Annotated in this window: 23 protein-coding genes; 7 read left to right on the forward strand and 16 right to left on the reverse strand. The window is 57.9% G+C overall.

Annotation, left to right across the window (positions count from 1 at the left end):
* Positions 1 to 17 precede the first annotated feature (17 nt).
* From rsmG to rpmH, 7 genes are all read right to left on the reverse strand, one after another.
* Complete coding sequence (gene rsmG, locus EAH78_RS02720; RefSeq protein WP_140665216.1) at positions 18 to 662, reverse strand: 16S rRNA (guanine(527)-N(7))-methyltransferase RsmG; 645 nt, start codon at positions 660 to 662, stop codon at positions 18 to 20.
* Positions 659 to 2557: a tRNA uridine-5-carboxymethylaminomethyl(34) synthesis enzyme MnmG gene (gene mnmG / locus EAH78_RS02725; protein WP_140665221.1), complete on the reverse strand. Its 1899-nt coding sequence runs from the start codon at positions 2555 to 2557 to the stop codon at positions 659 to 661. Before mnmG ends, rsmG begins: the two co-directional genes overlap by 4 nt.
* Positions 2558 to 3107: 550 nt before the next feature.
* Positions 3108 to 4478, reverse strand: a complete 1371-nt coding sequence (mnmE, locus tag EAH78_RS02735; protein WP_140665224.1) for a tRNA uridine-5-carboxymethylaminomethyl(34) synthesis GTPase MnmE — start codon at positions 4476 to 4478, stop codon at positions 3108 to 3110.
* A gap of 79 nt (positions 4479 to 4557) precedes the next feature.
* Entirely contained in the window at positions 4558 to 6243 is a 1686-nt protein-coding gene (yidC, locus tag EAH78_RS02740) for a membrane protein insertase YidC (protein ID WP_140665229.1), read from the reverse strand.
* Positions 6244 to 6245: 2 nt separating this feature from the next.
* Positions 6246 to 6491 carry a membrane protein insertion efficiency factor YidD gene (gene yidD / locus EAH78_RS02745; protein ID WP_077430980.1) on the reverse strand — a complete coding sequence of 82 codons (246 nt, stop codon included), beginning with the start codon at positions 6489 to 6491 and terminating at the stop codon, positions 6246 to 6248.
* The gene (rnpA, locus tag EAH78_RS02750; protein ID WP_027926203.1) at positions 6484 to 6885 is read right to left on the reverse strand and encodes a ribonuclease P protein component; all 402 of its coding nucleotides are present in this window, start codon (positions 6883 to 6885) and stop codon (positions 6484 to 6486) included. Before rnpA ends, yidD begins: the two co-directional genes overlap by 8 nt.
* Positions 6886 to 6901: 16 nt before the next feature.
* Positions 6902 to 7036 carry a 50S ribosomal protein L34 gene (gene rpmH, locus EAH78_RS02755; protein WP_003213577.1) on the reverse strand — a complete coding sequence of 45 codons (135 nt, stop codon included), beginning with the start codon at positions 7034 to 7036 and terminating at the stop codon, positions 6902 to 6904.
* 566 nt (positions 7037 to 7602) lie between these two features.
* Between rpmH and dnaA the strand changes: the two genes are divergently transcribed.
* The 4 genes from dnaA to gyrB are packed head-to-tail and all read left to right on the forward strand — an operon-like array spanning position 7603 to position 13816.
* The gene (gene dnaA, locus EAH78_RS02760; protein ID WP_140665236.1) at positions 7603 to 9126 is read left to right on the forward strand and encodes a chromosomal replication initiator protein DnaA; all 1524 of its coding nucleotides are present in this window, start codon (positions 7603 to 7605) and stop codon (positions 9124 to 9126) included.
* Positions 9127 to 9165: 39 nt separating this feature from the next.
* On the forward strand, positions 9166 to 10269 hold the full coding sequence (dnaN, locus tag EAH78_RS02765; RefSeq protein ID WP_017341709.1) for a DNA polymerase III subunit beta: 1104 nt from the start codon (positions 9166 to 9168) through the stop codon (positions 10267 to 10269).
* 20 nt (positions 10270 to 10289) lie between these two features.
* Positions 10290 to 11393 carry a DNA replication/repair protein RecF gene (recF, locus tag EAH78_RS02770; RefSeq protein ID WP_008007898.1) on the forward strand — a complete coding sequence of 368 codons (1104 nt, stop codon included), beginning with the start codon at positions 10290 to 10292 and terminating at the stop codon, positions 11391 to 11393.
* A 5-nt stretch (positions 11394 to 11398) separates the two neighbouring features.
* Positions 11399 to 13816 (forward strand): DNA topoisomerase (ATP-hydrolyzing) subunit B, encoded by a 2418-nt coding sequence (gyrB, locus tag EAH78_RS02775; protein WP_140665241.1) that lies wholly within the window; start codon positions 11399 to 11401, stop codon positions 13814 to 13816.
* Positions 13817 to 14115: 299 nt separating this feature from the next.
* Here the strand turns inward: gyrB and EAH78_RS02780 are convergent, their stop codons facing one another.
* The 4 genes from EAH78_RS02780 to glyQ all read right to left on the reverse strand — a co-directional run bounded on the left by EAH78_RS02780 (position 14116) and on the right by glyQ (position 18525).
* Positions 14116 to 14895 carry a lysophospholipid acyltransferase family protein gene (locus EAH78_RS02780; protein WP_140665246.1) on the reverse strand — a complete coding sequence of 260 codons (780 nt, stop codon included), beginning with the start codon at positions 14893 to 14895 and terminating at the stop codon, positions 14116 to 14118.
* 81 nt (positions 14896 to 14976) lie between these two features.
* Complete coding sequence (gene gmhB / locus EAH78_RS02785) at positions 14977 to 15516, reverse strand: D-glycero-beta-D-manno-heptose 1,7-bisphosphate 7-phosphatase (protein WP_170219098.1); 540 nt, start codon at positions 15514 to 15516, stop codon at positions 14977 to 14979.
* A gap of 4 nt (positions 15517 to 15520) precedes the next feature.
* Positions 15521 to 17575 carry a glycine--tRNA ligase subunit beta gene (gene glyS / locus EAH78_RS02790; RefSeq protein WP_140665255.1) on the reverse strand — a complete coding sequence of 685 codons (2055 nt, stop codon included), beginning with the start codon at positions 17573 to 17575 and terminating at the stop codon, positions 15521 to 15523.
* Positions 17572 to 18525, reverse strand: a complete 954-nt coding sequence (gene glyQ / locus EAH78_RS02795) for a glycine--tRNA ligase subunit alpha (RefSeq protein WP_008155694.1) — start codon at positions 18523 to 18525, stop codon at positions 17572 to 17574. Before glyQ ends, glyS begins: the two co-directional genes overlap by 4 nt.
* Before the next feature lie 81 nt (positions 18526 to 18606).
* Between glyQ and tag the strand changes: the two genes are divergently transcribed.
* The 3 genes from tag to EAH78_RS02810 all read left to right on the forward strand — a co-directional run bounded on the left by tag (position 18607) and on the right by EAH78_RS02810 (position 20405).
* The gene (gene tag / locus EAH78_RS02800) at positions 18607 to 19164 is read left to right on the forward strand and encodes a DNA-3-methyladenine glycosylase I (RefSeq protein ID WP_140665259.1); all 558 of its coding nucleotides are present in this window, start codon (positions 18607 to 18609) and stop codon (positions 19162 to 19164) included.
* A 40-nt stretch (positions 19165 to 19204) separates the two neighbouring features.
* Positions 19205 to 20092 (forward strand): lysophospholipid acyltransferase, encoded by an 888-nt coding sequence (locus EAH78_RS02805; protein ID WP_140665263.1) that lies wholly within the window; start codon positions 19205 to 19207, stop codon positions 20090 to 20092.
* A 73-nt stretch (positions 20093 to 20165) separates the two neighbouring features.
* Entirely contained in the window at positions 20166 to 20405 is a 240-nt protein-coding gene (locus EAH78_RS02810) for a PilZ domain-containing protein (RefSeq protein WP_140665268.1), read from the forward strand.
* On the opposite strand, the gene EAH78_RS02815 is transcribed toward EAH78_RS02810, so the two are convergent.
* The 5 genes from EAH78_RS02815 to def form a co-directional block, all read right to left on the reverse strand.
* Positions 20406 to 20720: a tetratricopeptide repeat protein gene (locus EAH78_RS02815; RefSeq protein WP_140665271.1), complete on the reverse strand. Its 315-nt coding sequence runs from the start codon at positions 20718 to 20720 to the stop codon at positions 20406 to 20408.
* Positions 20721 to 20899: 179 nt separating this feature from the next.
* A complete protein-coding gene (trkA, locus tag EAH78_RS02820; protein WP_140665274.1) occupies positions 20900 to 22273 on the reverse strand; it encodes a Trk system potassium transporter TrkA in 1374 nt (457 codons plus the stop codon).
* 22 nt (positions 22274 to 22295) lie between these two features.
* Positions 22296 to 23606 (reverse strand): 16S rRNA (cytosine(967)-C(5))-methyltransferase RsmB, encoded by a 1311-nt coding sequence (gene rsmB / locus EAH78_RS02825; protein ID WP_140665278.1) that lies wholly within the window; start codon positions 23604 to 23606, stop codon positions 22296 to 22298.
* Positions 23603 to 24562 (reverse strand): methionyl-tRNA formyltransferase, encoded by a 960-nt coding sequence (gene fmt / locus EAH78_RS02830; RefSeq protein ID WP_140665283.1) that lies wholly within the window; start codon positions 24560 to 24562, stop codon positions 23603 to 23605. Before fmt ends, rsmB begins: the two co-directional genes overlap by 4 nt.
* Before the next feature lie 57 nt (positions 24563 to 24619).
* Positions 24620 to 25126: a peptide deformylase gene (gene def / locus EAH78_RS02835; RefSeq protein WP_027926190.1), complete on the reverse strand. Its 507-nt coding sequence runs from the start codon at positions 25124 to 25126 to the stop codon at positions 24620 to 24622.
* Positions 25127 to 25185 lie beyond the last annotated feature (59 nt).

A 25185-nucleotide genomic window follows, 5' to 3' on the forward strand; every position in this document is an offset into this window, starting at 1 on the left:
CTTGCTTGTGTTCCCAATCATGCCGTGCGGCGCAGTATCAGCAGATGGCGTTGGCCTTGGCAACCAGGGACGGCCAGGGCATGTTCGCTATCGAGGTGGAAGTCTGCCGGCAATGCTACCAGCTCATCGGCCGGATGAACGCCCTTCATTGCCAGCCAGCGTGTATTGGCATCGCCGAGGTGGCGAGTCCAGTTACTGAAGTTTTCCATGCTGCTGAACGCCCGGGAAACAATCCCGTTGAATGGCTGTGCAGGCTGGAAGGCTTCGACGCGACTGTGGATAACTTGCAGGTTATCCAGTTTGAGTTCGAGTTTGACCTGGGTCAGAAAGCGGGTTTTCTTGCCGTTGCTGTCCAGGCAAGTCACTTGGGACTCGGGAAACAGGATGGCCAACGGAATACCCGGCATGCCGCCACCGCTGCCAACGTCCAGCCAGCGACCGTTTTCAATGAACGACATCACGCTCAAACTATCGAGCAGGTGGCGAGAGACCATTTCGTCCGGATCGCGCACGGCGGTCAGGTTGTAGGCCTTGTTCCATTTGATCAACAGGGCCAGATAACCCAGCAATTGCGCGTGCTGGGTTTCTGTCAGTGTGACACCGAGCTGGCGAGCACCTGTGGATAACTCTTCGGCGTGTTGCGAGGTGACCAACGAACTCAAGCGCTTTGCTCCAACTGACGGCCCGCGCCGCGTTTTTTCAAATGAATCATCAACAGCGAAATGGCCGCCGGGGTGACGCCCGGGATACGTGACGCCTGGCCCAAGGTTTCAGGACGGGTCGCGCCGAGCTTGCTCTGGATCTCTTTGGAGAGACCGGAAATGTTTGTGTAATCGATATCCACAGGCAGTTTGGTGTCTTCGCTGGCTCGAAGGCGTGCGATTTCATCCTGCTGACGGTCGATGTAACCGGCGTACTTGGTCTTGATTTCGACCTGTTCGGCGACCTGTTGATCTTCTGCGCCCCCACCGGTCACGGCAATCAGGCCAGCGTAGTCGATTTCAGGACGGCTCAGCAGGTTGAGCAAATTGTATTCGTGGGTCAGCGGCGTACCGAACTTCTCTGAAATCGCGTCGCCCTGCTCGGTGCCCGGGCGAACCCAGGTACTTTTCAGACGTTGTTCTTCCAGGTCGATGCTTTCGCGCTTCTTGCAGAACGCCGTCCAACGCGCGTCATCGACCAGACCCAACTCGCGACCTTTTTCGGTCAAACGCAGGTCGGCGTTGTCTTCACGCAGGATCAGGCGGTACTCGGCACGGGACGTGAACATCCGGTACGGCTCTTGAGTACCGAGGGTAATCAGGTCGTCGACCAATACGCCGATGTACGCCTCGTCGCGACGCGGGCACCAGGCGTCTTTGCCCTGTGCACGCAGTGCGGCGTTGGCGCCGGCCAGCAAACCCTGGGCGCCGGCTTCTTCGTAACCAGTGGTGCCGTTGATTTGACCGGCGAAAAACAGCCCGCCAATCACTTTGGTTTCCAGGCTGTATTTCAGGTCACGTGGGTCGAAATAGTCGTACTCGATGGCGTAGCCCGGACGCACGATGTGCGCGTTTTCCATGCCACGGATCGATTGCACGATCTGCAATTGCACGTCGAACGGCAGGGATGTGGATATCCCGTTCGGGTACAGCTCGTGGGTGGTCAAACCTTCCGGCTCGATAAAGACCTGATGGCTTTCCTTGTCGGCAAAGCGGTGAATCTTGTCTTCGATCGACGGGCAATAACGCGGGCCGATGCCTTCGATCAATCCCGCGTCGGAATACATCGGCGATCGATCGAGGTTCGCGGCAATGATTTCGTGGGTTCGGGCGTTGGTGTGGGTAATCCAGCAGCTCACCTGTTTCGGGTGTTGCTCTTTGGAGCCCATGAACGACATCACCGGGATCGGGGTATCGCCTGCTTGCTCGGTCATTACCGAGAAATCCACAGAACGACCGTCGATACGCGGCGGCGTACCGGTTTTCAAACGACCCACACGCAACGGCAATTCACGCAGACGGTGAGCCAGGGCGATCGATGGCGGATCACCGGCGCGGCCGCCGGAGTAATTCTGCATGCCGATGTGGATAAGTCCGCCGAGGAAGGTGCCAGTGGTCAACACCACGGAATCCGCGAGGAAACGCAGACCCATTTGGGTGACAACACCGCGCACTTGTTCCTGTTCGACGATCAGGTCATCAGCGGCTTGTTGAAATATCCACAGGTTCGGCTGGTTTTCCAATGCTTCGCGGACAGCGGCCTTGTACAGAACCCGGTCTGCCTGAGCGCGAGTTGCACGCACGGCCGGGCCTTTGCGGCTGTTCAACACGCGAAATTGAATACCACCTTTGTCGGTGGCCATGGCCATCGCGCCGCCAAGGGCGTCGATTTCTTTAACCAGGTGGCTTTTACCGATCCCACCAATGGCGGGGTTGCAACTCATTGCTCCGAGGGTTTCCACGTTATGCGTCAGCAACAGGGTTTTTGCACCCATACGTGCTGAGGCCAGTGCTGCCTCGGTACCGGCATGACCGCCGCCGATGACGATCACTTCAAAACGGGAAGGGAAATCCACCACGCACCTCGTGCCTGCTTCAGTTAGGTAATCAGGAATAGTTTGAGCTCAGGTTTCTGGACCTGGTCGACAAGTATAGGGACTTCGCCCTTCCTAAAGAACCCTTTGCACAAAATTTAACCAGCTGTGGAGAAGTCGGGGTTATAGAAATTAAAAAGAGAGAAATTTATTAAATCTTTGTTTTTATGTTTATTTCTACTGAGCCACCTTTCTGTGGATAGATTGCTACAGACCTTTAAATTCAATGTGTACAGAGATTCAAAACCCTGTGGTCATATGGCAAAGAGACCCTTGGATAACCGGTTTAAGCCTGTGGATGAAAGGCATGGTTATCCACAGAGACGGTTATCTTCAGTTTTCAGGCCCTGTTATCAACTGCCCTTAGAGGCACTTATTCACAGGGCTTAATCCACAGAAAAGCGCCCATAAGGTAAATTCCGGACAAAGAAAAACCGCTGAAGCAGAAATTATCTGCTCGGCACTGAGGGAAGATTTTTCAAAAAGAGGGGACAGACAGGCGCGAATGGCCTGTCTGTGGACAACGGAAGGGTTATTTACCGATGCAGAAGCTGGAAAAGATTCGTCCCAACAGGTCATCGGAGCTGAATGCACCGGTGATTTCACCCAGCGAATGCTGAGCCTGACGCAAATCCTCGGCCAACAGCTCGCCGGCACCTGCCAGGGTCAATTGCGCGCGGCCATGCTCAAGGGATGCACTGGCATGACGCAGGGCCTCAAGGTGACGCCTGCGTGCGCTGAAGCTGCTTTCCGACGTCTGCTCGTAACCCATGCAGGCCTTCAGATGGTCGCGCAGTAACTCCAGGCCTTCGCCTGCTGACTTGGCACTCAAGCTAATGGTGACGTGGCCATCTTCACTGACTTCCAGGGCAATCGCTTCCCCCGTCAGATCAGCCTTGTTACGAATCAGCGTGACTTTCGCGGGATCCGGGCGGATTTCGAGGAATTCCGGCCACAACGCGAAAGGGTCCAAGGCTTCAGGTGCCGTCGCATCGACGACCAGCAACACGCGATCCGCTTCGCCGATTGCTTTCAGTGCGCGTTCTACGCCGATTTTTTCCACGTGATCGTCGGTATCTCGCAGACCAGCGGTATCAACGACGTGCAGCGGCATGCCATCAATGTGGATATGTTCGCGAAGAATGTCCCGGGTAGTGCCGGCAATTTCAGTCACGATCGCTGCTTCCCTACCCGCCAAGGCATTCAACAGGCTGGATTTACCAGCATTCGGCCGACCGGCAATCACCACAGTCATGCCGTCACGCAGCAATGCGCCTTGCCCGGCTTCGCGAAGTACTGTGGATAATTCATCGCGCACTTTGTCGAGCATGGCCAAGACATGACCATCGGCAAGGAAGTCGATTTCTTCCTCTGGAAAGTCGATGGCGGCCTCGACATAGATACGCAGGCCAATCAGTTGCTCGGTGAGGTTATGCACACGCAGAGAAAATGCACCTTGCAAGGAACGCAGCGCGTTTCGAGCCGCTTGTGCAGAACTCGCCTCGATCAAGTCGGCGATGGCTTCTGCCTGAGCCAGGTCGAGTTTGTCATTGAGGAAGGCCCGTTCACTGAATTCGCCGGGACGGGCGAGACGACAACCCAGTTCCAGACAACGCTTGAGCAACATATCCAGAACAATCGGCCCGCCATGTCCCTGCAGTTCCAGCACGTCTTCGCCGGTAAAGGAGTTCGGTCCCGGGAAATACAGCGCAATGCCTTCGTCCAGCACCTCTCCGTTACCACTGAGGAACGGGCCGTAATGGGCAAACCGCGGTTTCAACTCCCGACCGCTGATGGCCTTGGCCGCAAGGCTCGCCAACGGTCCGGAAATACGGACGATGCCCACACCGCCGCGACCTTGGGCGGTGGCGACAGCTGCGATGGTTTCACGAGGAACGCTCATAAACCGGTATCCAGACAAAAGTGACAGATAGCAAAACGCCCCACTAGGGGGCGTTTTGAGTGGTTATCCACAGTGTAAATCAAGCGGCTGCTTTGGTAGCCCGTTCGATTTTACGAGTGATGTACCACTGTTGAGTGATGGACAGGCAGTTGTTCACTACCCAGTACAGCACCAGACCAGCCGGGAACCACAGGAAGAAGAAGGTGAAGATGATTGGCATCAGCTTCATCACCTTGGCCTGCATCGGATCCGGAGGTGTCGGGTTCAACTGCTGCTGGATGAACATGGTGGCGCCCATGATGATCGGCAGAATGAAGAACGGATCCTTGATCGACAGGTCAGTAATCCACAGCATGAACGGCGCTTGGCGCATTTCAACGCTTTCCAGCAGAACCCAGTACAGCGATAGGAAAACCGGCATCTGCACGAGGATTGGCAAGCAACCACCCAGCGGATTGATCTTCTCTTTCTTGTACAGCTCCATCATGGCTTGCGACATTTTCTGCCGATCATCGCCATGTTGCTCTTTCAGCGCGGCCAGTTTCGGTGCCACTGCACGCATGCGTGCCATGGATTTGTAGCTGGCGGCGGACAGAGGGAAGAACAAACCCTTGATCAGCATGGTCAGGAAAATGATCGACCAGCCCCAGTTACCGACGATGGCGTGGATATGTTGCAGCAACCAGAAGATGGGTTGGGCAATAAACCACAGGATGCCGTAGTCGACGGTCAGTTCCAGACCTGGGGACAACTCTTTCAGCACTGCCTGGCTTTTCGGGCCGGCGTACAGAACAGCGCTGACTTCAGCTTTCGCACCTGGCGCAACAGTCAATGCCGGGGCGGTGTAGCCGATGATGTAGTTGCCTTTGCTGTCTTTACGGGTCTGGACGACATTGTTTTCGCCCTTCGCCGGAATCCACGCGGTCACGAAGTAGTGTTGCAACCAGGCAACCCAACCACCGTTGACGGTTTCTTTCAGCTGAGCCTTGTCCATGTCCTTCATCGACACTTTCTTGTACGGCTCGTTACTTGTCCACAGGGCGGCGCCCAGGTAAGTCGCGGTGCCGGTGGCAGTGCTGGAAGAAGGATCGGAGCTGGCGTCACGCTTCAGCTGGGCGAACATCGCGCCTGACCAAGGCTTGGCGCTTTCGTTGTCGATCAGGTAGGAAACGGTTACGTCATACAGGCCGCGTTTCAGTGTGAAACGCTTGATGTAGTTGACGCCGTCCTTGCTGAACTTCAGGTCTACGACCAATTGGTCCTGACCGTCAGCCAGCTGATAAACCTTCTTCTCCGAGGAGTAAACCGGACGACCGGCAGGACTTGCGTCCGGACCGTCGGTGCCGATCAAACCGCTTTGAGCCAGATAAGTCCGCTCGTTGCCGTTATCGAACAACTGGAACGGGATTTCCGGATGGTCCTGGCGACGTGGATACAGCGGCAGCGTCAGCTGGGCAACATCACCACCTTGTGGATCGATGGCCAGGTTGAGCACATCCGTTTTGATCTGGATGAGGTCTTTGCTTGCAGCTACTGGCGTTTCAGCAGGTGCAGCGGCACTGGTATCGCTTGCGGCGCGTGGAATGTCGTCACTGACAGAAGCATTATTGCCAGTAGCCGTATCCGGTAGGCCCGGTGCGGTAGTACTGGAAGCAACATTCTGAGTCGGCAGGGCAGCCTGGCCATAGTCCTGGTTCCATTTAAGAACCATAACGTAGGACACGATTGCCAGGGCGACGATCAGGATCGTGCGTTTGATATCCATGATTACTCGGCCATCGAAGAAGAACGGGAGGTAGGGATAGGTGGAACCGGGTCATAACCACCGGGATTCCACGGATGACAGCGACCTAAACGACGAAAGGCCAGCCAGCCACCGCGCAGAAGACCATGATTTTCTATGGCCTCTAACGCGTAGCAGGAACAACTGGGGTAGAAGCGACAGTGGTTGGCCATCAGGGGACTAATGGCATAGCGGTAAAACTGGATCGGAACGAGTGCCAGTTTACGCATCGGGACTGTCTACCCCTACAGTTTCGGTTTTGACTGCTGGTACTGGCGTGCTGCGTGCCAGACGCTTCCAGAGTTTGCCGAAATGCTGAATCAATTCGGGGTTTTCTACGTCACCCAAACCTTTGCGCGCGACGATAACGATGTCCCAGCCGACCAGTGAATCCTGGTGCAGACGGAACGATTCGCGCATCAGACGTTTGAGGCGATTGCGCTCGACGGAGAGCTTTACGCTCTTTTTCCCGATAACCAACCCGAGACGGGGGTGATCAAGATCGTTGTTGCGCGCAAGGAGCAGGAGATTTTTCCCCGGAACCTTGCCGGTAGGGGAGTCAAAGACTGCCTTGAAATGCCGGGGAGTAAGCAGACGCTTTTCCCGACTGAAGTCCTGACTCACCTCCAGTGCCGGCTTATCAAACTGCCAGACGCGCACGACCTTTGGCGCGGCGACGCGACAGAACGGCACGGCCGTTCTTGGTAGCCATGCGAGCACGGAAACCGTGGGTACGAGCGCGTTTGATAGTGCTTGGTTGGAAAGTACGTTTCATTGTCGTGTTACCTGGTTCGTCCACAACGGGCCGGAATGGCCCCCGTTTTAAGAGACCGGGGATTCTAGAGAAAGCAAGCCTCTAGGTCAATTTCCAACCAGCGTTTCCTTATAAATAGATCTGAGGAGGTTTTGTTCGTGATTAACCCTTCGTTAGAAATAGAAATAAGAAAGGAATTATTTAAAGCTTTTCTGTAAAGCTTATAAAAGCTAGGCAGGCGACCATCTGTGGATAACTAGCTCCAGGCCTTATATTACGGGCTGTACAGAGAATGACAACTACCGTGGAAAACAGGGGGCAGCCTGTGCTGCGCTGTCGGATAACCTGTGGGTGAAAGGGCTTGTTATCCACAGGCTGGTTATCCACCGAATTTCCCCCCTACTTGTGCAACGACCTTAGACCCGGTTATCCACAGGGCTTATGCACAGACCGCTGGTCGTCTTTTTTGCGTATAAAACATTGATTCTTCTTGTTCAGTGCTCCAGCTACGTGTGGATAAGTCAGCGTCTGGTCGCTACAATGGCCGCTTGTTTTTGCCTCACCGGCTTTCAACTTAGGGGATATCCGTGTCAGTGGAACTTTGGCAGCAGTGCGTGGAGCTTTTGCGCGAAGAGCTGCCTGCCCAACAATTCAACACTTGGATCCGTCCACTACAGGTCGAAGCCGAAGGCGACGAGCTGCGTGTCTACGCACCGAATCGTTTTGTTCTCGACTGGGTCAACGAAAAGTACCTGGGCCGCGTTCTTGAACTGCTGGATGAGCATGGCAACGGCTTGGCGCCGGTGCTGTCCTTATTAATAGGCAGCAAACGCAGTTCGGCACCGCGCGCCGCGCCAAATGCGCCGTTGGCTGCCGCTGCCTCTCAGGCCCAGGCTGCTCAAGCACCTGTCAGCGCTCCGGCGCCAGCGCCGACTGCCAGCGCACCGACCAAGCGCGCGACGCAAAAAGTGGCCGAGATCAATGAAGAGCCGTCTCGCGACAGCTTCGACCCGATGGCCGGCGCCAGCTCGCAGCAAGCTCCGATTCGCTCCGAGCAACGCACGGTGCAGGTCGAAGGCGCGCTCAAGCACACCAGTTACCTGAATCGCACCTTCACCTTCGAAAACTTCGTCGAAGGTAAGTCGAACCAACTGGCCCGGGCCGCAGCCTGGCAGGTGGCGGACAATCCCAAGCACGGTTACAACCCGCTCTTCCTTTATGGTGGCGTCGGCTTGGGTAAAACCCACTTGATGCACGCTGTGGGTAACCACCTACTAAAGAAGAACCCGAATGCCAAGGTCGTTTACCTGCATTCGGAGCGTTTCGTGGCCGACATGGTCAAGGCACTGCAACTGAACGCCATCAACGAATTCAAGCGCTTCTACCGTTCGGTGGATGCGTTGCTCATCGATGACATTCAATTCTTCGCCCGAAAGGAACGTTCGCAGGAAGAGTTTTTCCACACCTTCAACGCCCTGCTTGAAGGTGGCCAGCAGGTCATTCTCACCAGTGACCGCTACCCGAAAGAAATCGAAGGCCTTGAAGAGCGCCTCAAATCCCGCTTCGGCTGGGGCCTGACGGTTGCCGTCGAGCCGCCGGAGCTGGAAACCCGCGTGGCGATCTTGATGAAAAAGGCCGACCAGGCCAAAGTCGATCTGCCACATGACGCGGCGTTCTTCATTGCCCAGCGTATTCGCTCCAACGTCCGAGAGCTGGAAGGCGCGCTGAAACGCGTGATCGCCCACTCGCACTTCATGGGCCGCGACATCACCATCGAGCTGATTCGTGAATCCCTGAAAGACCTGTTGGCGCTGCAAGACAAATTGGTCTCTGTGGATAACATTCAGCGCACGGTCGCCGAGTATTACAAGATCAAGATCTCCGACCTGCTGTCCAAGCGTCGTTCACGCTCGGTCGCACGTCCGCGTCAGGTTGCAATGGCATTGTCCAAAGAGTTGACTAACCACAGCCTGCCGGAAATCGGCGATGTGTTTGGCGGCCGCGACCATACGACTGTTTTGCACGCCTGTCGCAAGATCAACGAGCTTAAGGAATCCGACGCGGACATCCGCGAGGACTACAAGAACCTGCTGCGTACACTGACCACTTGATGAACACCAGCGCAGCTTATTAAGGCAAGGGACTAGACCATGCATTTCACCATTCAACGCGAAGCCCTGTTGAAACCCCTGCAACTGGTCGCAGGCGTCGTCGAGCGCCGACAGACCTTGCCGGTGCTCTCCAACGTGCTGCTGGTTGTCGAAGGCCAGCAATTGTCGCTGACCGGTACCGACCTGGAAGTCGAGCTGGTCGGTCGTGTGCAACTTGAAGAGCCGGCAGATCCTGGTTCCATCACCGTGCCTGCGCGCAAGCTGATGGACATCTGCAAGAGCCTGCCGAACGATGCGCTGATCGACATCAAGGTCGATGAGCAGAAGCTGGTGGTGAAGGCGGGTCGTAGCCGCTTCACCCTGTCGACCCTGCCGGCCAACGATTTTCCGACAGTGGAAGAAGGCCCGGGCTCGCTGACCTGCAGCCTGGAACAAAGTAAACTGCGTCGTCTGATCGAACGCACCAGCTTCGCCATGGCCCAGCAAGACGTTCGTTACTACCTGAACGGCATGCTGCTGGAAGTTTCGGCCGGAATCATTCGCGCCGTGGCCACCGACGGTCACCGTCTGGCCATGTGCTCGATGCAGGCCGATATCGGTCAGCCGGATCGCCATCAGGTCATCGTTCCGCGCAAGGGCATCCTCGAACTGGCGCGCCTGCTGACTGAGCCGGACGGCATCGTCAGCATCGTCCTGGGTCAACACCACATCCGCGCGACCACCGGCGAATTCACCTTCACCTCGAAACTGGTCGACGGTAAATTCCCGGATTACGAGCGTGTTCTGCCAAAAGGCGGCGACAAGCTGGTACTCGGCGACCGTCAGGCGCTGCGTGAAGCCTTCAGCCGCACCGCGATTCTGTCCAACGAGAAGTACCGTGGCATCCGTCTGCAACTGGCTAACGGTCAGCTGAAAATCCAGGCGAACAATCCGGAGCAGGAAGAAGCGGAAGAAGAAGTCGGCGTTGAATACAACGGCGGCAATCTGGAAATCGGCTTCAACGTCAGCTATCTGCTCGACGTACTGGGTGTGATGACCACCGAGCAAGTGCGCTTGATCCTGTCCGATTCCAACAGCAGTGCGCTGGTGCAGGAATCCGACAACGACGACTCGGCTTACGTTGTCATGCCGATGCGTCTGTAATCATGTTCAGCAGAAGCTAGATGTCGCTCAGTCGCGTCTCGGTCACCGCGGTGCGCAATTTGCACCCGGTGACCTTCTCCCCCTCCCCCCGAATCAACATTCTTTACGGCGCCAACGGCAGCGGCAAAACCAGTGTTCTGGAAGCCATTCATCTGCTGGGGCTTGCCCGTTCGTTCCGTAGCAGCCGTCTGTTGCCGGTCATTCAATACGAGCAATTGGCGTGCACGGTGTTTGGCCAGGTTGAGTTGGCTGAGGGCGGACACAGCGCATTAGGTATCTCGCGCGACCGTCAGGGTGAGTTTCAGATCCGCATCGACGGTCAGAACGCCCGCAGCGCGGCGCAACTGGCGGAGATCCTGCCACTCCAGCTGATCAACCCTGACAGTTTTCGCTTGCTTGAAGGTGCGCCGAAGATACGCCGACAGTTTCTCGACTGGGGCGTATTCCATGTGGAACCGCGATTTATGTCCACCTGGCAGCGCTTGCAGAAGGCTCTGCGCCAGAGAAACTCTTGGCTGCGACATGGTACACTTGACGCCGTTTCGCAAGCGGTTTGGGACAGGGAACTGTGCCAGGCCAGCGCTGAAATCGATGAATACCGCCGCGCCTACATCAAAGCCTTGAAACCAGTCTTTGAACAGACCTTGAGCGAACTGGTCGAGCTTGAAGGCTTGACCCTCAGCTATTACCGAGGCTGGGACAAAGACCGCGAACTGAGTGCCGTACTCGCAGGGTCCCTTCAACGGGACCAGCAAATGGGTCACACCCAGGCCGGACCACAACGCGCTGATTTGCGTCTCAGACTGGGCGCACATAATGCTGCGGACATCTTGTCCCGGGGTCAGCAGAAGTTGGTGGTTTGTGCATTGCGGATTGCCCAAGGGCACCTGGTTAGCCAGGCCCGACGCGGACAGTGTATTTATCTGGTGGATGACCTGCCGTCGGAACTGGACGAGCACCACCGACGCGCGCTTTGCCGCTTGCTGGAAGACTTACGCTGCCAGGTCTTTATCACCTGTGTAGATCACGAATTATTGAGGGAAGGCTGGCAGACGGAAACGCCAGTCGCTTTGTTCCACGTGGAACAGGGCCGTATCACCCAGACCCACGACCATCGGGAGTGAAGGCATTGAGCGAAGAAAATACGTACGACTCAACGAGCATTAAAGTGCTGAAAGGCCTGGATGCCGTACGCAAACGTCCCGGTATGTACATTGGTGACACCGACGATGGCAGCGGTCTGCACCACATGGTATTCGAAGTGGTCGATAACTCGATCGACGAAGCTCTCGCCGGCCACTGCGACGACATCAGCATCATCATTCACCCGGATGAGTCCATCACCGTTCGCGACAACGGCCGTGGCATCCCGGTAGACGTGCACAAAGAAGAAGGCGTTTCCGCAGCCGAGGTCATCATGACCGTGCTGCACGCCGGCGGTAAGTTCGACGATAACTCCTACAAAGTTTCCGGCGGTCTGCACGGTGTAGGTGTGTCGGTGGTGAACGCACTGTCCAAAGAACTGATCCTGACCGTTCGCCGCAGCGGCAAGATTTGGGAACAGACGTACATCCACGGTGTTCCGCAAGAGCCGATGAAGATCGTTGGCGAGAGCGAAAGCACGGGCACCCAGATTCACTTCAAGCCCTCGGCTGAAACCTTCAAGAATATCCATTTCAGCTGGGACATCCTGGCCAAGCGGATCCGTGAACTGTCCTTCCTCAACTCCGGTGTCGGCATCGTCCTCAAGGATGAGCGCAGCGGCAAGGAAGAGCTGTTCAAGTACGAAGGCGGCCTGCGTGCGTTCGTTGAATACCTGAACACCAACAAGACTGCGGTCAATCAGGTGTTCCACTTCAACATCCAGCGTGAAGATGGCATCGGCGTGGAAATCGCCCTGCAGTGGAACGACAGCTTCAACGAGAACCTGTTGTGCTTCACTAACAACATTCCACAGCGCGATGGCGGTACTCACCTGGTGGGTTTCCGTTCCGCACTGACGCGTAACCTGAACACCTACATTGAAGCTGAAGGTCTGGCGAAGAAGCACAAAGTCGCGACCACTGGTGACGATGCCCGTGAAGGCCTGACCGCGATCATTTCGGTAAAAGTACCGGATCCGAAGTTCAGCTCCCAGACCAAAGACAAGCTGGTTTCTTCCGAAGTGAAGACCGCGGTCGAACAGGAAATGGGCAAGTACTTCTCCGACTTCCTGCTGGAAAACCCGAACGAAGCCAAACTGGTCGTCGGCAAGATGATCGACGCGGCGCGTGCGCGTGAAGCGGCGCGTAAAGCCCGGGAAATGACCCGTCGTAAAGGCGCGCTGGATATCGCCGGCCTGCCGGGCAAACTGGCTGACTGCCAGGAAAAAGACCCTGCCCTGTCCGAACTGTACCTGGTGGAAGGTGACTCTGCTGGTGGCTCCGCCAAGCAGGGACGTAACCGCCGCACCCAGGCCATCCTGCCGCTGAAGGGCAAGATCCTGAACGTCGAGAAAGCACGCTTCGACAAGATGATTTCTTCGCAAGAAGTGGGCACTTTGATCACCGCGCTGGGCTGTGGCATTGGCCGCGACGAGTACAACATTGCGAAGCTGCGTTATCACAACATCATCATCATGACCGATGCTGACGTCGACGGTTCGCACATCCGTACCCTGCTGCTGACCTTCTTCTTCCGTCAGTTGCCGGAGCTGATCGAGCGCGGCTACATCTACATCGCTCAGCCGCCGCTGTACAAGGTCAAGAAAGGCAAGCAAGAGCAATACATCAAAGACGACGATGCCATGGAAGAGTACATGACGCAGTCGGCCCTGGAAGACGCGAGCCTGCACCTGAACGAAGATGCCCCGGGTATCTCCGGACCAGCGCTTGAGCGCCTGGTGAATGACTTCCGTCTGGTGATGAAGACCCTCAAGCGTCTGTCGCGCCTGTACCCACAGGAGTTGACCGAGCACTTCATCTACCTGCCTGCGGTGAGCATGGATCAACTGTCCGATCATGCAGCGATGCAGGATTGGCTGGCTCAATACGAAGTTCGCCTGCGCACCGTCGAGAAGTCCGGCCTGGTCTACAAAGCCAGCCTGCGTGAAGACCGTGAACGTAACGTCTGGCTGCCAGAGGTCGAACTGATCTCCCACGGCCTGTCGAACTACGTCACGTTCAACCGCGACTTCTTCGGCAGCAACGATTACCGGACGGTTGTTTCGCTGGGCGCTCAACTGAGCACCTTGCTGGACGACGGTGCGTACATCCAGCGCGGCGAGCGCAAGAAGCCGGTCACCGAGTTCAAGGAAGCCCTTGAATGGCTGATGGCTGAAAGCACCAAGCGTCACACCATCCAGCGATACAAAGGTCTGGGTGAGATGAACCCGGATCAGCTGTGGGAAACCACCATGGACCCCGCACAGCGCCGGATGCTCAAAGTGACTATCGAAGACGCCATTGGTGCGGACCAGATCTTCAACACCCTGATGGGTGATGCGGTCGAACCTCGTCGTGACTTCATCGAAAGCAACGCCCTGGCGGTTTCGAACCTGGACTTCTGATTCAGCGAACCTGCCAAAACAAAAAAGGCCAACGCTCAGCGTTGGCCTTTTTTATTACCTGTTTTTCGCATGCGATCACGCCGGATTTCGTTCGTCATTCCCTTTAGTACATGGAGTGGAAAATCGCAAATTCCGGGCATAAAAAACCGGCTATATCAGCCGGTTTTTTTGCTCCCGAAAAAAACTTATGCACCATTTTCCGTGTTTTATGTGTTTAAGAAATATGTATATAAATCAATAACTTATAAAACGATATTGCTGCTTTTCGAGAAAACGGTACACAGGTTATCCACAGAATCTCAGACAGCCACTTGATCATTTGCGGCCGGCGCTGCCGGGGCCGCTGGCAGTGAACCCATTTCCCGTTGCATCTGCTCGTTCCAGGCTTGTACCCGGTCGTTCAGATCAGCGATGGCGCGAGGCCCGCTGCCCACGGCGTACATCGGTTCGCCGATGATTACGGTGATGACACCCTGCTTCTTTGCCCAACCGGTTTTAGGCCAGAACTTGCCGGCATTGTGCGCAATCGGCAGGACAGGAAGCTCGGCGTTGACGGCCAACGCGGTGCCACCGCGCGAGAACTTGCCGATAGTGCCAAAAGGAACGCGAGTCCCCTCAGGGAAGATCAGCACCCAGACGCCATCCTTCAGCAGCTCATCGCCCTTCTTCGCAACATGCTTAAGCGCGGCTTTCGGATTGTCGCGGTCGATGGCAATCGGTCGCAGCATGGCCATGGCCCAGCCGAAGAACGGTACATACAGCAATGAACGCTTGAGCACCTGGCTCAAAGGTTCGAAGTAAGCCGAGAGAAAGAACGTCTCCCAGGTGCTCTGGTGGTTCGATTGAATCACGCAGGGCTGGTCAGGCACGTTCTCGGCGCCTTTGATTTCGTAGCTGATGCCCAGAAAGACTTTGCTCAGCCACAAGGCGCAGCGGCACCAGTACACGTTGATAAAACGATAACGCGCCTTGAACGGCAAAAACGGCGCGATAAAAAAGCTCAGGCTGCACCAGAGCAAAGAGCTGGTGCCCAGCAACAGATAAAAGAGGAATGTTCTGATGGCCTGCAGTATCGACATGGTGACGTTTACCGTGCGGGCTCTGCCCGTCTATATAAAGCGCAATCCCGATCAATCCTTGGTCAGGAATCTCGAAACGCTCTAATTGTGGATAAGTTCTGCGGCAATCGCCGCCAGATCGTCAAAAATCAAGGTGCCCACCGGAAGGGTCTTGCCCAAAGTCTTTTCGCCTTTCCCGGTCTTTACCAAAACTGGCTGAGAATCGACGGCTTTGGCGGCTTCCAGGTCACCAAGGCTGTCGCCGACGAACCAAAGATGGGTCAGCGACACGTTGTAATGCTCGGCGATGGTTTTCAGCATCCCGGGTTTCGGCTTGCGACAATCGCAGCCTTCGTCCGGCCCGTGCGGGCAATAGACGATCAGCCCGACTTCACCGCCCTGCTCCGCGACCAACGAGCGCAAGCGCTCGTGCATGGCGTCCAGGGTGGCGATGTCGTAATAGCCGCGAGCGATGCCCGACTGGTTGGTAGCGACCGCTACCGTCCAGCCGGCCTTGCTCAACTGCGCGATGGCTTCGATCGAACCGGGGAGTGGAATCCACTCCTCCACCGACTTGATGTAAGCGTCGGAGTCGTAATTGATCACCCCGTCGCGATCGAGAATCAGCAGTTTCAACAGCAGCCCCTTAGCTCAGCAGCGAAATATCAGCGACGCCGAGGAACAGGCCACGCAGACGCGCCAGCAAGGCATAACGGTTGGCGCGGACCTTGGCATCTTCCGCGTTGACCATCACCGCTTCGAAGAACGCATCCACTGGCTCGCGCAACGCGGCCAGGCGTGCCAGCGATTCGCTGTACTGACGCGCAGCGGCCATTGGCTGGACAGCCTGGTCCGCCTGCTGGATCGCCGAGTACAGGGAGAACTCGTTGGCATTGTCGAAGTACTTGGCTTCCACCACCGATGGAATCGAACCTTCGGCCTTGCTCAACAAGTTCGATACGCGTTTGTTCACCGCAGCCAGGGCCGCGGCTTCCGGCAATTTGCGGAAGGCTTCTACCGCTTGAACACGCTGGTCGAAGTCCAGTGCCGAACCCGGCTTCAGGGCGCGAACCGACAGGTAAGTCGCGACGTCGACACCTTCGTCTTCGTAACGGGCACGCAGACGGTCGAAGATGAACTCCAGCACCGCGTCGTTGAGGCCGGCAGCCTTGACCTTGGCACCGAACGCATTCACGGCGAAAGCCACGGCGTCGTTCAGGTCCAGATCGAGCTTTTTGTCGATGAGGATACGCAGTACGCCGAGTGCAGCACGGCGCAAGGCGTACGGGTCTTTGCTGCCGGTTGGCAGCATGCCGATACCGAAAATGCCCACCAGGGTGTCGAGCTTGTCGGCGATCGCCACGGCCGCACCGGTCAGGGTGGTCGGCAGTTCAGCACCGGCACCGCGCGGCATGTACTGCTCGTTCAGCGCCAGGGCGACTTCTTGCGGCTCGCCGTCGTTGAGGGCGTAGTAGTAACCGGCGACACCTTGCATCTCCGGGAACTCACCGACCATTTCGGTCGACAGGTCGCACTTGGACAGCAGGCCGGCACGGGAAGCCCATGCAGTGTTGCCGCCAATGCGTTGCGCGATGAACGCAGCGAGTTTGGAAACGCGCTCGGCCTTGTCGTAAACGCTGCCGAGTTTTTCCTGGAACACCACGTTTTGCAGGCGCAGGTTGAAGTCTTCGAGTTTCTGCTTCTTGTCTTGCTTGAAGAAAAACTCGGCGTCGGTCAGGCGTGGGCGAACCACTTTCTCGTTACCGGCGATGATCTGTTGCGGGTCTTTGCTTTCGATGTTGGCCACGGTGATGAAACGTGGCAGCAACTTGCCGTCGGCATCCAGCAGGCAGAAATACTTCTGGTTGTCCTGCATGGTGGTGATCAGTGCTTCTTGCGGCACGTCGAGGAAACGCTCTTCAAACGAGCACACCAGCGGCACTGGCCATTCGACCAGCGCGGTCACTTCGTCGAGCAGTGCCGGCGGAACAATCGCCGTGCCTTCCTGACGGGTAGCCAGTTCTTCGGTGCGCTTGCTGATGATGTCGCGACGTTCGTTGGCATCGGCCAGAACATAAGCGGCACGCAAGTCGGCCAGGTAATTGGCCGGCGAGGTGATGCGCACGTTTTCCGGGTGATGGAAGCGGTGACCACGGGAATCGCGGCCAGCCTTCTGCGCGAGGATGGTGCAATCGATAACTTCGTCACCGAGCAGCATCACCAGCCATTGGGTCGGACGAACGAATTCTTCCTTGCGAGCGCCCCAACGCATGCGTTTCGGGATCGGCAGGTCGTTCAGCGAATCTTCGACGATAGTCGGTAGCAGGCTCGCAGTCGGCTTACCCGCGATGCTTTGGCTGTAACGCAGTTTCGGACCGCTCTGATCGATTTCGCTCAGCTCGACGCCGCACTTCTTGGCAAAACCCAGTGCTGCCTGGGTCGGGTTGCCTTCGGCATCGAATGCCGCCTGACGTGGCGGGCCATCGAGGTTGATGCTGCGATCAGGTTGCTGGGTGGCCAGCGAGGTGATCAGCACGGCCAGGCGGCGCGGCGCGGCGTAGACGGTTTTGGTCTCGTAGTTCAGGCCGGCGGCTTGCAGGCCCTTGTCGATACCGGCGAGGAACGCCTCGGCCAGAGTGTTCAGGGCTTTGGGTGGCAGTTCTTCAGTGCCCAGTTCAACCAGAAAATCCAGAGCACTCATTGTGCAGCCTCCAGCTTGGCCAGTACTTCATCACGCAGGTCCGGGGTCGCCATCGGGAAGCCCAGCTTGGCGCGAGCCAGCAGGTAGGCTTGCGCAACGGAACGCGCCAGGGTGCGCACACGCAGAATGTATTGCTGACGCGCAGTCACCGAAATCGCCCGGCGCGCATCCAGCAGGTTGAAAGTATGGGAGGCCTTCAACACCATTTCGTAGCTCGGCAGCGGCAGCGGCTGGTCGAGTTCGATCAGGCGCTTGGCTTCGCTTTCATAGAAGTCGAACAGTTCGAACAGCTTCTCGACGTTGGCGTGTTCGAAGTTGTAGGTCGACTGCTCCACTTCGTTTTGGTGGAAAACGTCGCCGTAGGTCACTTTGCCCATCGGGCCGTCAGCCCAGACCAGGTCGTAGACCGAGTCCACGCCTTGCAGGTACATGGCCAGACGCTCGAGACCGTAAGTGATCTCGCCGGTCACCGGGTAGCATTCGATGCCGCCCGCTTGCTGGAAGTAAGTGAATTGCGTCACTTCCATGCCGTTGAGCCAGACTTCCCAGCCCAGACCCCAGGCGCCGAGGGTCGGCGATTCCCAGTTGTCTTCGACGAAGCGGATGTCGTGGACCAACGGGTCCAGGCCGACGTGCTTGAGGGAGCCCAGGTACAGTTCCTGGAAGTTGTCCGGGTTCGGCTTCAACACCACCTGGAACTGGTAGTAGTGCTGCAGACGGTTCGGGTTTTCGCCGTAGCGGCCGTCAGTCGGGCGACGACTGGGCTGCACATAAGCGGCGTTCCAGGTTTCCGGGCCAATGGCACGCAGGAAAGTGGCAGTGTGGAAAGTGCCGGCGCCTACTTCCATATCGTAGGGCTGAAGTACCACACAACCTTGCTCGGCCCAGTATTGCTGGAGCGCGAGGATCAAGTCTTGGAAGGTACGCACGGCTGGCGTAGGCTGGCTCACGAAATTCACCTGTTTCTTGGGCTGCGATTTAAAGAGCGGGAGTATACCCGATTCATTGCTGCGCACGCCCCCTGGAGCCTTATGCCACGCTGCTTTTGGTGTTCCGAAGATCCGCTGTACATGGCTTATCACGACCAGGAGTGGGGCACGCCGCTACGCGATGCGCAGGGATTGTTCGAGTTGCTTTTGCTCGAAGGGTTCCAGGCCGGCCTCTCCTGGATCACGGTCTTGCGTAAACGTGAGCGTTATCGCGAGGTGTTGTTCGGCTTCGACGTACAGCGCGTGGCGCAGATGAGCGACGCCGAAATCGATGAATTGATGCTCGATCCGGGCATCATCCGCAACCGCCTCAAACTCAACGCCGCCCGGCGCAACGCCCAGGCCTGGCTGGCGCTGGAGGACCCGGTGGCGTTTCTCTGGTCCTTCGTCGACGGCACGCCCGTGATCAATCATTTCAAGGATCGCACCGAAGTCCCGGCGGTCACGCCAGTGGCGGTGGAAATGAGCAAAGGCCTGAAAAAGGCCGGCTTCACGTTCGTCGGTCCGACCATTTGCTACGCGCTGATGCAGGCCTCCGGCATGGTCATGGACCACACCCGCGATTGCGATCGCTACGCGACCTTGGCGAACGGCGGTTAGAATAGCCGCCTCGCGCACAGCACAAAATCAGGAGTGACCTGTGGATAAGTTTAAAGGCGCCTTGCTGGTAGGCGCTCTGCGGCTGTTTGCCCTGCTCCCGTGGCGGGCCGTGCAGGCCGTGGGCTCGGCGATTGGCTGGGTCATGTGGAAAACCCCGAACCGTTCCCGCGATGTGGTGCGGATCAACCTCGCCAAGTGTTTCCCCGAGATGGACCCGGCCGAGCGCGAGCGTCTGGTCGGCCAGAGCCTGAAAGACATCGGCAAGTCCCTGACCGAAAGCGCCTGCGCCTGGATCTGGCCAGCCCAGCGTTCCATCGACCTGGTGCGCGAAGTCGAAGGGCTCGACGTCTTGAAGGACGCCCTCGCTTCCGGCAAAGGGGTCGTGGGTATCACCAGCCACCTGGGCAATTGGGAAGTGTTGAATCACTTCTATTGCAACCAGTGCAAACCGATCATTTTCTATCGGCCACCGAAGTTGAAGGCTGTGGATGAATTGCTGCGCAAACAACGAGTGCAGTTGGGCAACCGGGTAGCCGCTTCCACCAAGGAAGGCATCCTCAGCGTCATCAAAGAGGTGCGCAAAGGTGGTGCAGTGGGCATTCCCGCTGACCCGGAACCGGCCGAATCCGCCGGGATCTTCGTGCCGTTCTTTGCCACCCAGGCCCTGACCAGCAAATTCGTGCCGAACATGCTCGCCGGCGGTAAAGCGGTCGGCGTGTTCCTGCATGCGCTGCGGTTGCCGGACGGTTCGGGGTACAAAGTGATCCTCGAAGCCGCACCGGAGGCCATGTACAGCACTGATACCGAGACGTCCTGCGCGGCCATGAGCCAAGTGGTCGAGCGTTATGTGCGGGCTTATCCCAGCCAGTACATGTGGAGCATGAAGCGCTTCAAGAAGCGTCCACCGGGTGAAGAACGCTGGTATTGATCAGGTTGGCATGATCTGTGGATAATTTTGCGGCCAGGGTTATCCACAACTGTTCATTAAAAGGGCGCAGCAGATGTCCGAACACCGCAAATCGTTTCGCATCAAGATCAGCCATGAAAGCTTCGGCGAATGCCTGGGCCAGACGCGCAACCTGACGACCACGGGCGTCTACGTCAAGCATCCGCGCCTGTCGTCGTTGCCCAAAGGCGCGGTGGTGTATGGGCAGGTGCAGGATTTACCCACAGGTGCGCCGCGTGTGCGCATGGAAGTGATTCAGGTCGATGCCGACGGGATAGACCTGCGTTACCTCTGATCAGTGAGCGTTGCGCTCGAGTTTCTTCAGAAACACCGCCATTTCCTTTTCTGCCTGCTTGTCTCCATGCGCGCGGGCGGCTTCCAGACCTTGTTCCCATGCCTGCCGGGCAGCCGCGAAATCTTCCTGCGCCAGATGGGCTTTGCCCAACAGCTTCCAGGCCGCGGAATACTTCGGATCGAATTCGACGCAGCGCTGGAAATGCTCGGCCGCCTTGGCGTTTTCCCCCAGGTCCAGGTAATCCTTGCCCAGGCCGAAGCGCAACAATGAGTTATCCACACCCTTGGCGAGCATTTTTTCCAGGGATTCGAGCATTGGGTGGATTCCTTGTTGAGGTGAATCAGTGAAGGATTTTTCTCTGAAAGACCGCCTTCGCGAGCAAGCCCGCTCCCACATTGAATCGTCTTCGTACACAGCATTAATTTCCACTGAAGATCTAATGTGGGAGCGGGCTTGCTCGCGAAGGGGCCAGTCTGCCCAGCGAAAATTCTGGATCAGAAGAAGCTCAGCCCCACATGAAACAGCTTCTCCACATCGCGAATATGCTTTTTATCCACAAGGAACAAAATCACATGGTCGCCCGTTTCGATCACCGTATCGTCATGGGCAATGATGACTTCCTCATCCCGAATGATCGCGCCAATCGTCGTTCCCGGCGGCAGACCGATGTTCTCGATAGCCTTGCCAATCACCTTGCTCGACTTCGCATCACCGTGGGCAATCGCCTCGATGGCCTCAGCCGCGCCTCGGCGCAACGAGTGCACGCTGACGATATCGCCGCGCCGTACGTGGGCCAGCAGCGTGCCGATGGTCGCCAGTTGCGGGCTGATGGCGATATCGATATCGCCGCCCTGAATCAAATCAACGTACGCCGGGTTGTTGATGATCGTCATCACCTTCTTCGCGCCCAGGCGCTTGGCCAGCAGCGAGGACATGATGTTGGCTTCGTCGTCGTTGGTCAGGGCCAGGAAGATATCGGCGTCGGCGATGTTCTCTTCCATCAACAAATCGCGGTCGGACGCACTGCCCTGCAACACCACGGTGCTGTCGAGGGTGTCCGAGAGATGACGACAGCGGGCCGGGTTCATCTCGATGATCTTCACCTGGTAACGGCTTTCGATGGCCTCGGCCAGTCGCTCACCGATCTGCCCACCGCCGGCAATGACGATGCGCTTGTAGGTTTCATCCAGCCGGCGCATTTCGCTCATCACCGCTCGGATATTGTCCTTGGCGGCGATGAAAAACACTTCGTCGTCGGCCTCGATGACGGTGTCACCCTGCGGCAGAATCGGCCGGTCACGGCGGAAAATCGCGGCGACGCGGGTTTCGACATTCGGCATGTGCTCACGCAATTGCCGCAGTTGCTGACCCACCAGCGGCCCGCCGTAATACGCCTTCACCGCGACCAGTTGCGCTTTGCCTTCGGCGAAGTCGATCACCTGCAAGGCGCCCGGATGCTCGATCAGGCGCTTGATGTAGTTGGTGACCACTTGTTCCGGGCTGATCAGCACATCCACCGGGATTGCGTCGTTATCCCACAGCTCGGGGCGCGTCAGGTACGCGGCTTCGCGAACCCGGGCGATTTTGGTCGGCGTATGAAACAGCGTGTGGGCGACCTGACAGGCCACCATGTTGGTTTCGTCACTGTTGGTCACGGCCACCAACATGTCGGCGTCGTCGGCGCCGGCCTGGCGCAGCACCGTCGGCAGTGAGCCGCGGCCCTGCACGGTGCGGATGTCCAGTCGATCACCGAGGTCGCGCAGGCGTTCGCCGTCGGTGTCGACCACCGTGATGTCGTTGGCTTCGCTGGCCAAGTGTTCCGCCAGCGAACCGCCGACCTGCCCCGCACCGAGGATGATGATTTTCATCCAGTCACTCCATTAAATCCGTTTAAGACCGCACAGCGGCAATCTTGATCAGCTTGGCGTAGTAGAACCCGTCGTGACCACCTTCCTGCGCGAGCAATTGCCGACCGTGAGGTTGCTTGATGCCGGCCGCCGTGGCGAGGTCCAGTTCACGGGCGCCCGGCGTGCGGGCGAGGAAGGCTTCGATGACTTCGGTGTTTTCGGTCGGCAGCGTCGAGCAGGTGGCGTAAAGCAGGATGCCGCCCACCTCCAGAGTTATCCACATAGCGTCGAGCAATTCGCCTTGCAGCACGGAGAGTGCGGCAATGTCGTCGGGTTGGCGGGTCAGCTTGATGTCCGGGTGACGACGGATGACCCCAGTCGCCGAGCACGGCGCGTCCAGCAGGATGCGCTGGAACGGTTTGCCGTCCCACCAGGTTTTAGTGTCGCGGCCATCGGCGGCGATCAGTTCGGCGCTGAGGCCCAGACGTGCAAGGTTTTCGCGCACCCGCACCAGACGTTTGGCTTCCAGGTCCACCGCGACAACACCGGCCAGTTTTGGCTCGGCTTCGAGGATGTGGCAGGTCTTGCCGCCCGGTGCACAGCAGGCGTCCAGCACCCGTTGGCCCGGCGCCAGGTCGAGCAGGTCGGCGGCCAGTTGCGCCGCCTCGTCCTGCACGCTGATCCAGCCATCGGCGAAGCCCGGCAGGCTACGTACGTCGGCGGCGGCTTCAAGGATGATGCCGTCCTGACTGTAGACGCACGGCGTCGCGGCGATCCCGGCTTCGGTCAGCAAACCGAGGTAAGCGTCGCGAGTGTGATGGCGACGGTTGACCCGCAGAATCATCGGCGGGTGCGCGTTGTTCGCTGCGCAAATGGCTTCCCATTGCTCGGGCCAGAATGCCTTCAGGGATTTTTGCAGCCAGCGTGGGTGGGCGGTGCGCACCACCGGGTCGTGTTCCAGCTCGGCCAGCAGCGCTTCGCTTTCACGCTGGGCACGACGCAACACGGCGTTGAGCAAGGCTTTGGCCCAAGGCTTTTTCAGCTTGTCGGCGCAACCGACCGTTTCACCGATGGCGGCGTGGGCCGGAACACGGGTGTAGAGCAGTTGATAGAGGCCGACCAACAACAGCGCTTCGACGTCTGCATCGGCAGCCTTGAAGGGCTTTTGCAGCAGTTTGGCCGCCAGTGCCGACAACCGTGGCTGCCAGCGCGCGGTGCCGAACGCCAAGTCCTGAGTGAAGCCGCGATCGCGATCTTCAACTTTGTCCATTTGTGTCGGCAGAGAACTGTTGAGCGAGGCTTTTCCGTTCAGAACGGCGGCGAGTGCCTTGGCGGCGGCCAGACGCGGGTTCATTGAGCGTCCGCCGCTTGACCGAGCACAGTGCCGACGGCGAATTTCTCTTTACGGCTGTTGAACAGATCGCTGAAGTTCAGTGCTTTGCCGCCGGGCAATTGCAGGCGGGTCAAGCACAAAGCCTGCTCACCGCAAGCGACGATCAAGCCGTCCTTGCTGGCGTTGAGGATTTCACCTGGCGCGCCCTTCCCTTCGGCTAGGCTCGCGGCCAGCACTTTCAGCGCTTCGCCATTCAGCGTGCTGTGGGTCACCGGCCATGGGTTGAAGGCGCGAACCAGACGTTCGAGCTCGATAGCCGGACGATTCCAGTCGATGCGCGCTTCGTCCTTGTTCAATTTGTGAGCATAAGTGGCGAGGCTGTCATCCTGCACTTCGCCTTCCAGCGTGCCAGCGGCGAGACCGGCAATTGCCTGAATCACGGCCGGTGGGCCCATCTCTGCCAGACGATCATGCAGGCTGCCGCCGGTGTCGTCAGCGCTGATCGGCGTGGCGACTTTGAGCAACATCGGCCCGGTGTCCAGGCCCAGTTCCATGCGCATCACAGTGACGCCACTTTCGCTGTCGCCCGCTTCGACGGCGCGCTGGATCGGCGCCGCCCCGCGCCAGCGAGGCAGCAGGGACGCGTGGCTGTTGATGCAGCCCAGCCGCGGAATATCCAGCACCACTTGCGGCAGGATCAGGCCGTAGGCGACCACCACCAGCAAGTCCGGCTTGAGCGCGGCCAGTTCAGCCTGAGCGTCTTCGTTGCGCAGGGTCGGCGGTTGCAACACCGGGATGTTGTTTTCCAACGCCAACTGCTTGACCGGGCTCGGCATCAGCTTTTGCCCACGACCCGCCGGACGGTCCGGTTGGGTGTAGACCGCGACGATCTCATAAGGGCTGTCGAGCAGGGCCTTGAGGTGGTCCGCGGCGAATTCCGGGGTGCCGGCAAAGACGATGCGCAATGGCTCAGTCATGTTAAAGGTCTCGCAAAAGAAAAAGGCTTGCCGCAGCAAGCCTTTGAAAGGAGGGCATCAAGCGTTCTGGCGATGGAGCTTTTCCAGTTTCTTCTTGATTCGGTCGCGTTTGAGACTGGACAGGTAGTCGACGAACAATTTGCCGTTCAGGTGGTCGCATTCATGCTGGATGCACACGGCGAGCAGGCCTTCGGCGATCAGTTCGTAAGGCTGGCCGTCGCGGTCCAGGGCCTTGATCTTGACCTTCTGTGGGCGATCGACGTTTTCGTAAAAGCCCGGCACCGAGAGGCAGCCTTCCTGGTATTGCTCCATCTCGTCGGTCAGGGTCTCGAACTCGGGGTTGATGAACACCCGCGGTTCGCTGCGGTCTTCGGAGAGGTCCATCACCACGATACGTTTGTGCACGTTGACCTGGGTTGCGGCGAGGCCGATGCCTGGCGCTTCATACATTGTTTCAAACATGTCATCGACCAACTGACGCACTTCGTCGTCCACTACGGCCACAGGTTTGGCGATAGTGCGCAGGCGCGAGTCGGGAAATTCGAGGATGTCTAAAATGGCCATAAGCTTGATTGCTGCACATGTGAGGAAAGTCGGGTCGATGGCCTGGCGGGTCCGAAGAT

Origin of the sequence: Pseudomonas arsenicoxydans, assembly GCF_006438915.1 — a bacterium.
GTDB classification, from domain to species: Bacteria; Pseudomonadota; Gammaproteobacteria; order Pseudomonadales; family Pseudomonadaceae; genus Aquipseudomonas; species Aquipseudomonas arsenicoxydans_A.

What these genes read in the sequence shown, in the direction of transcription:
- fmt (WP_140665283.1), bottom strand. Translation starts at nt 24,562, where the DNA reads ATGACTGAGCCATTGCGCATCGTCTTTGCCGGCACCCCGGAATTCGCC.
- glyS (WP_140665255.1), bottom strand. Translation starts at nt 17,575, where the DNA reads ATGAGTGCTCTGGATTTTCTGGTTGAACTGGGCACTGAAGAACTGCCA.
- yidC (WP_140665229.1), bottom strand. Translation starts at nt 6,243, where the DNA reads ATGGATATCAAACGCACGATCCTGATCGTCGCCCTGGCAATCGTGTCC.
- rpmH (WP_003213577.1), bottom strand. Translation starts at nt 7,036, where the DNA reads ATGAAACGTACTTTCCAACCAAGCACTATCAAACGCGCTCGTACCCAC.
- dnaN (WP_017341709.1), top strand. Translation starts at nt 9,166, where the DNA reads ATGCATTTCACCATTCAACGCGAAGCCCTGTTGAAACCCCTGCAACTG.
- trkA (WP_140665274.1), bottom strand. Translation starts at nt 22,273, where the DNA reads ATGAAAATCATCATCCTCGGTGCGGGGCAGGTCGGCGGTTCGCTGGCG.
- EAH78_RS02815 (WP_140665271.1), bottom strand. Translation starts at nt 20,720, where the DNA reads ATGCTCGAATCCCTGGAAAAAATGCTCGCCAAGGGTGTGGATAACTCA.
- yidD (WP_077430980.1), bottom strand. Translation starts at nt 6,491, where the DNA reads ATGCGTAAACTGGCACTCGTTCCGATCCAGTTTTACCGCTATGCCATT.
- tag (WP_140665259.1), top strand. Translation starts at nt 18,607, where the DNA reads ATGCCACGCTGCTTTTGGTGTTCCGAAGATCCGCTGTACATGGCTTAT.
- EAH78_RS02810 (WP_140665268.1), top strand. Translation starts at nt 20,166, where the DNA reads ATGTCCGAACACCGCAAATCGTTTCGCATCAAGATCAGCCATGAAAGC.
- rsmB (WP_140665278.1), bottom strand. Translation starts at nt 23,606, where the DNA reads ATGAACCCGCGTCTGGCCGCCGCCAAGGCACTCGCCGCCGTTCTGAAC.
- mnmE (WP_140665224.1), bottom strand. Translation starts at nt 4,478, where the DNA reads ATGAGCGTTCCTCGTGAAACCATCGCAGCTGTCGCCACCGCCCAAGGT.
- recF (WP_008007898.1), top strand. Translation starts at nt 10,290, where the DNA reads ATGTCGCTCAGTCGCGTCTCGGTCACCGCGGTGCGCAATTTGCACCCG.
- EAH78_RS02780 (WP_140665246.1), bottom strand. Translation starts at nt 14,895, where the DNA reads ATGTCGATACTGCAGGCCATCAGAACATTCCTCTTTTATCTGTTGCTG.
- def (WP_027926190.1), bottom strand. Translation starts at nt 25,126, where the DNA reads ATGGCCATTTTAGACATCCTCGAATTTCCCGACTCGCGCCTGCGCACT.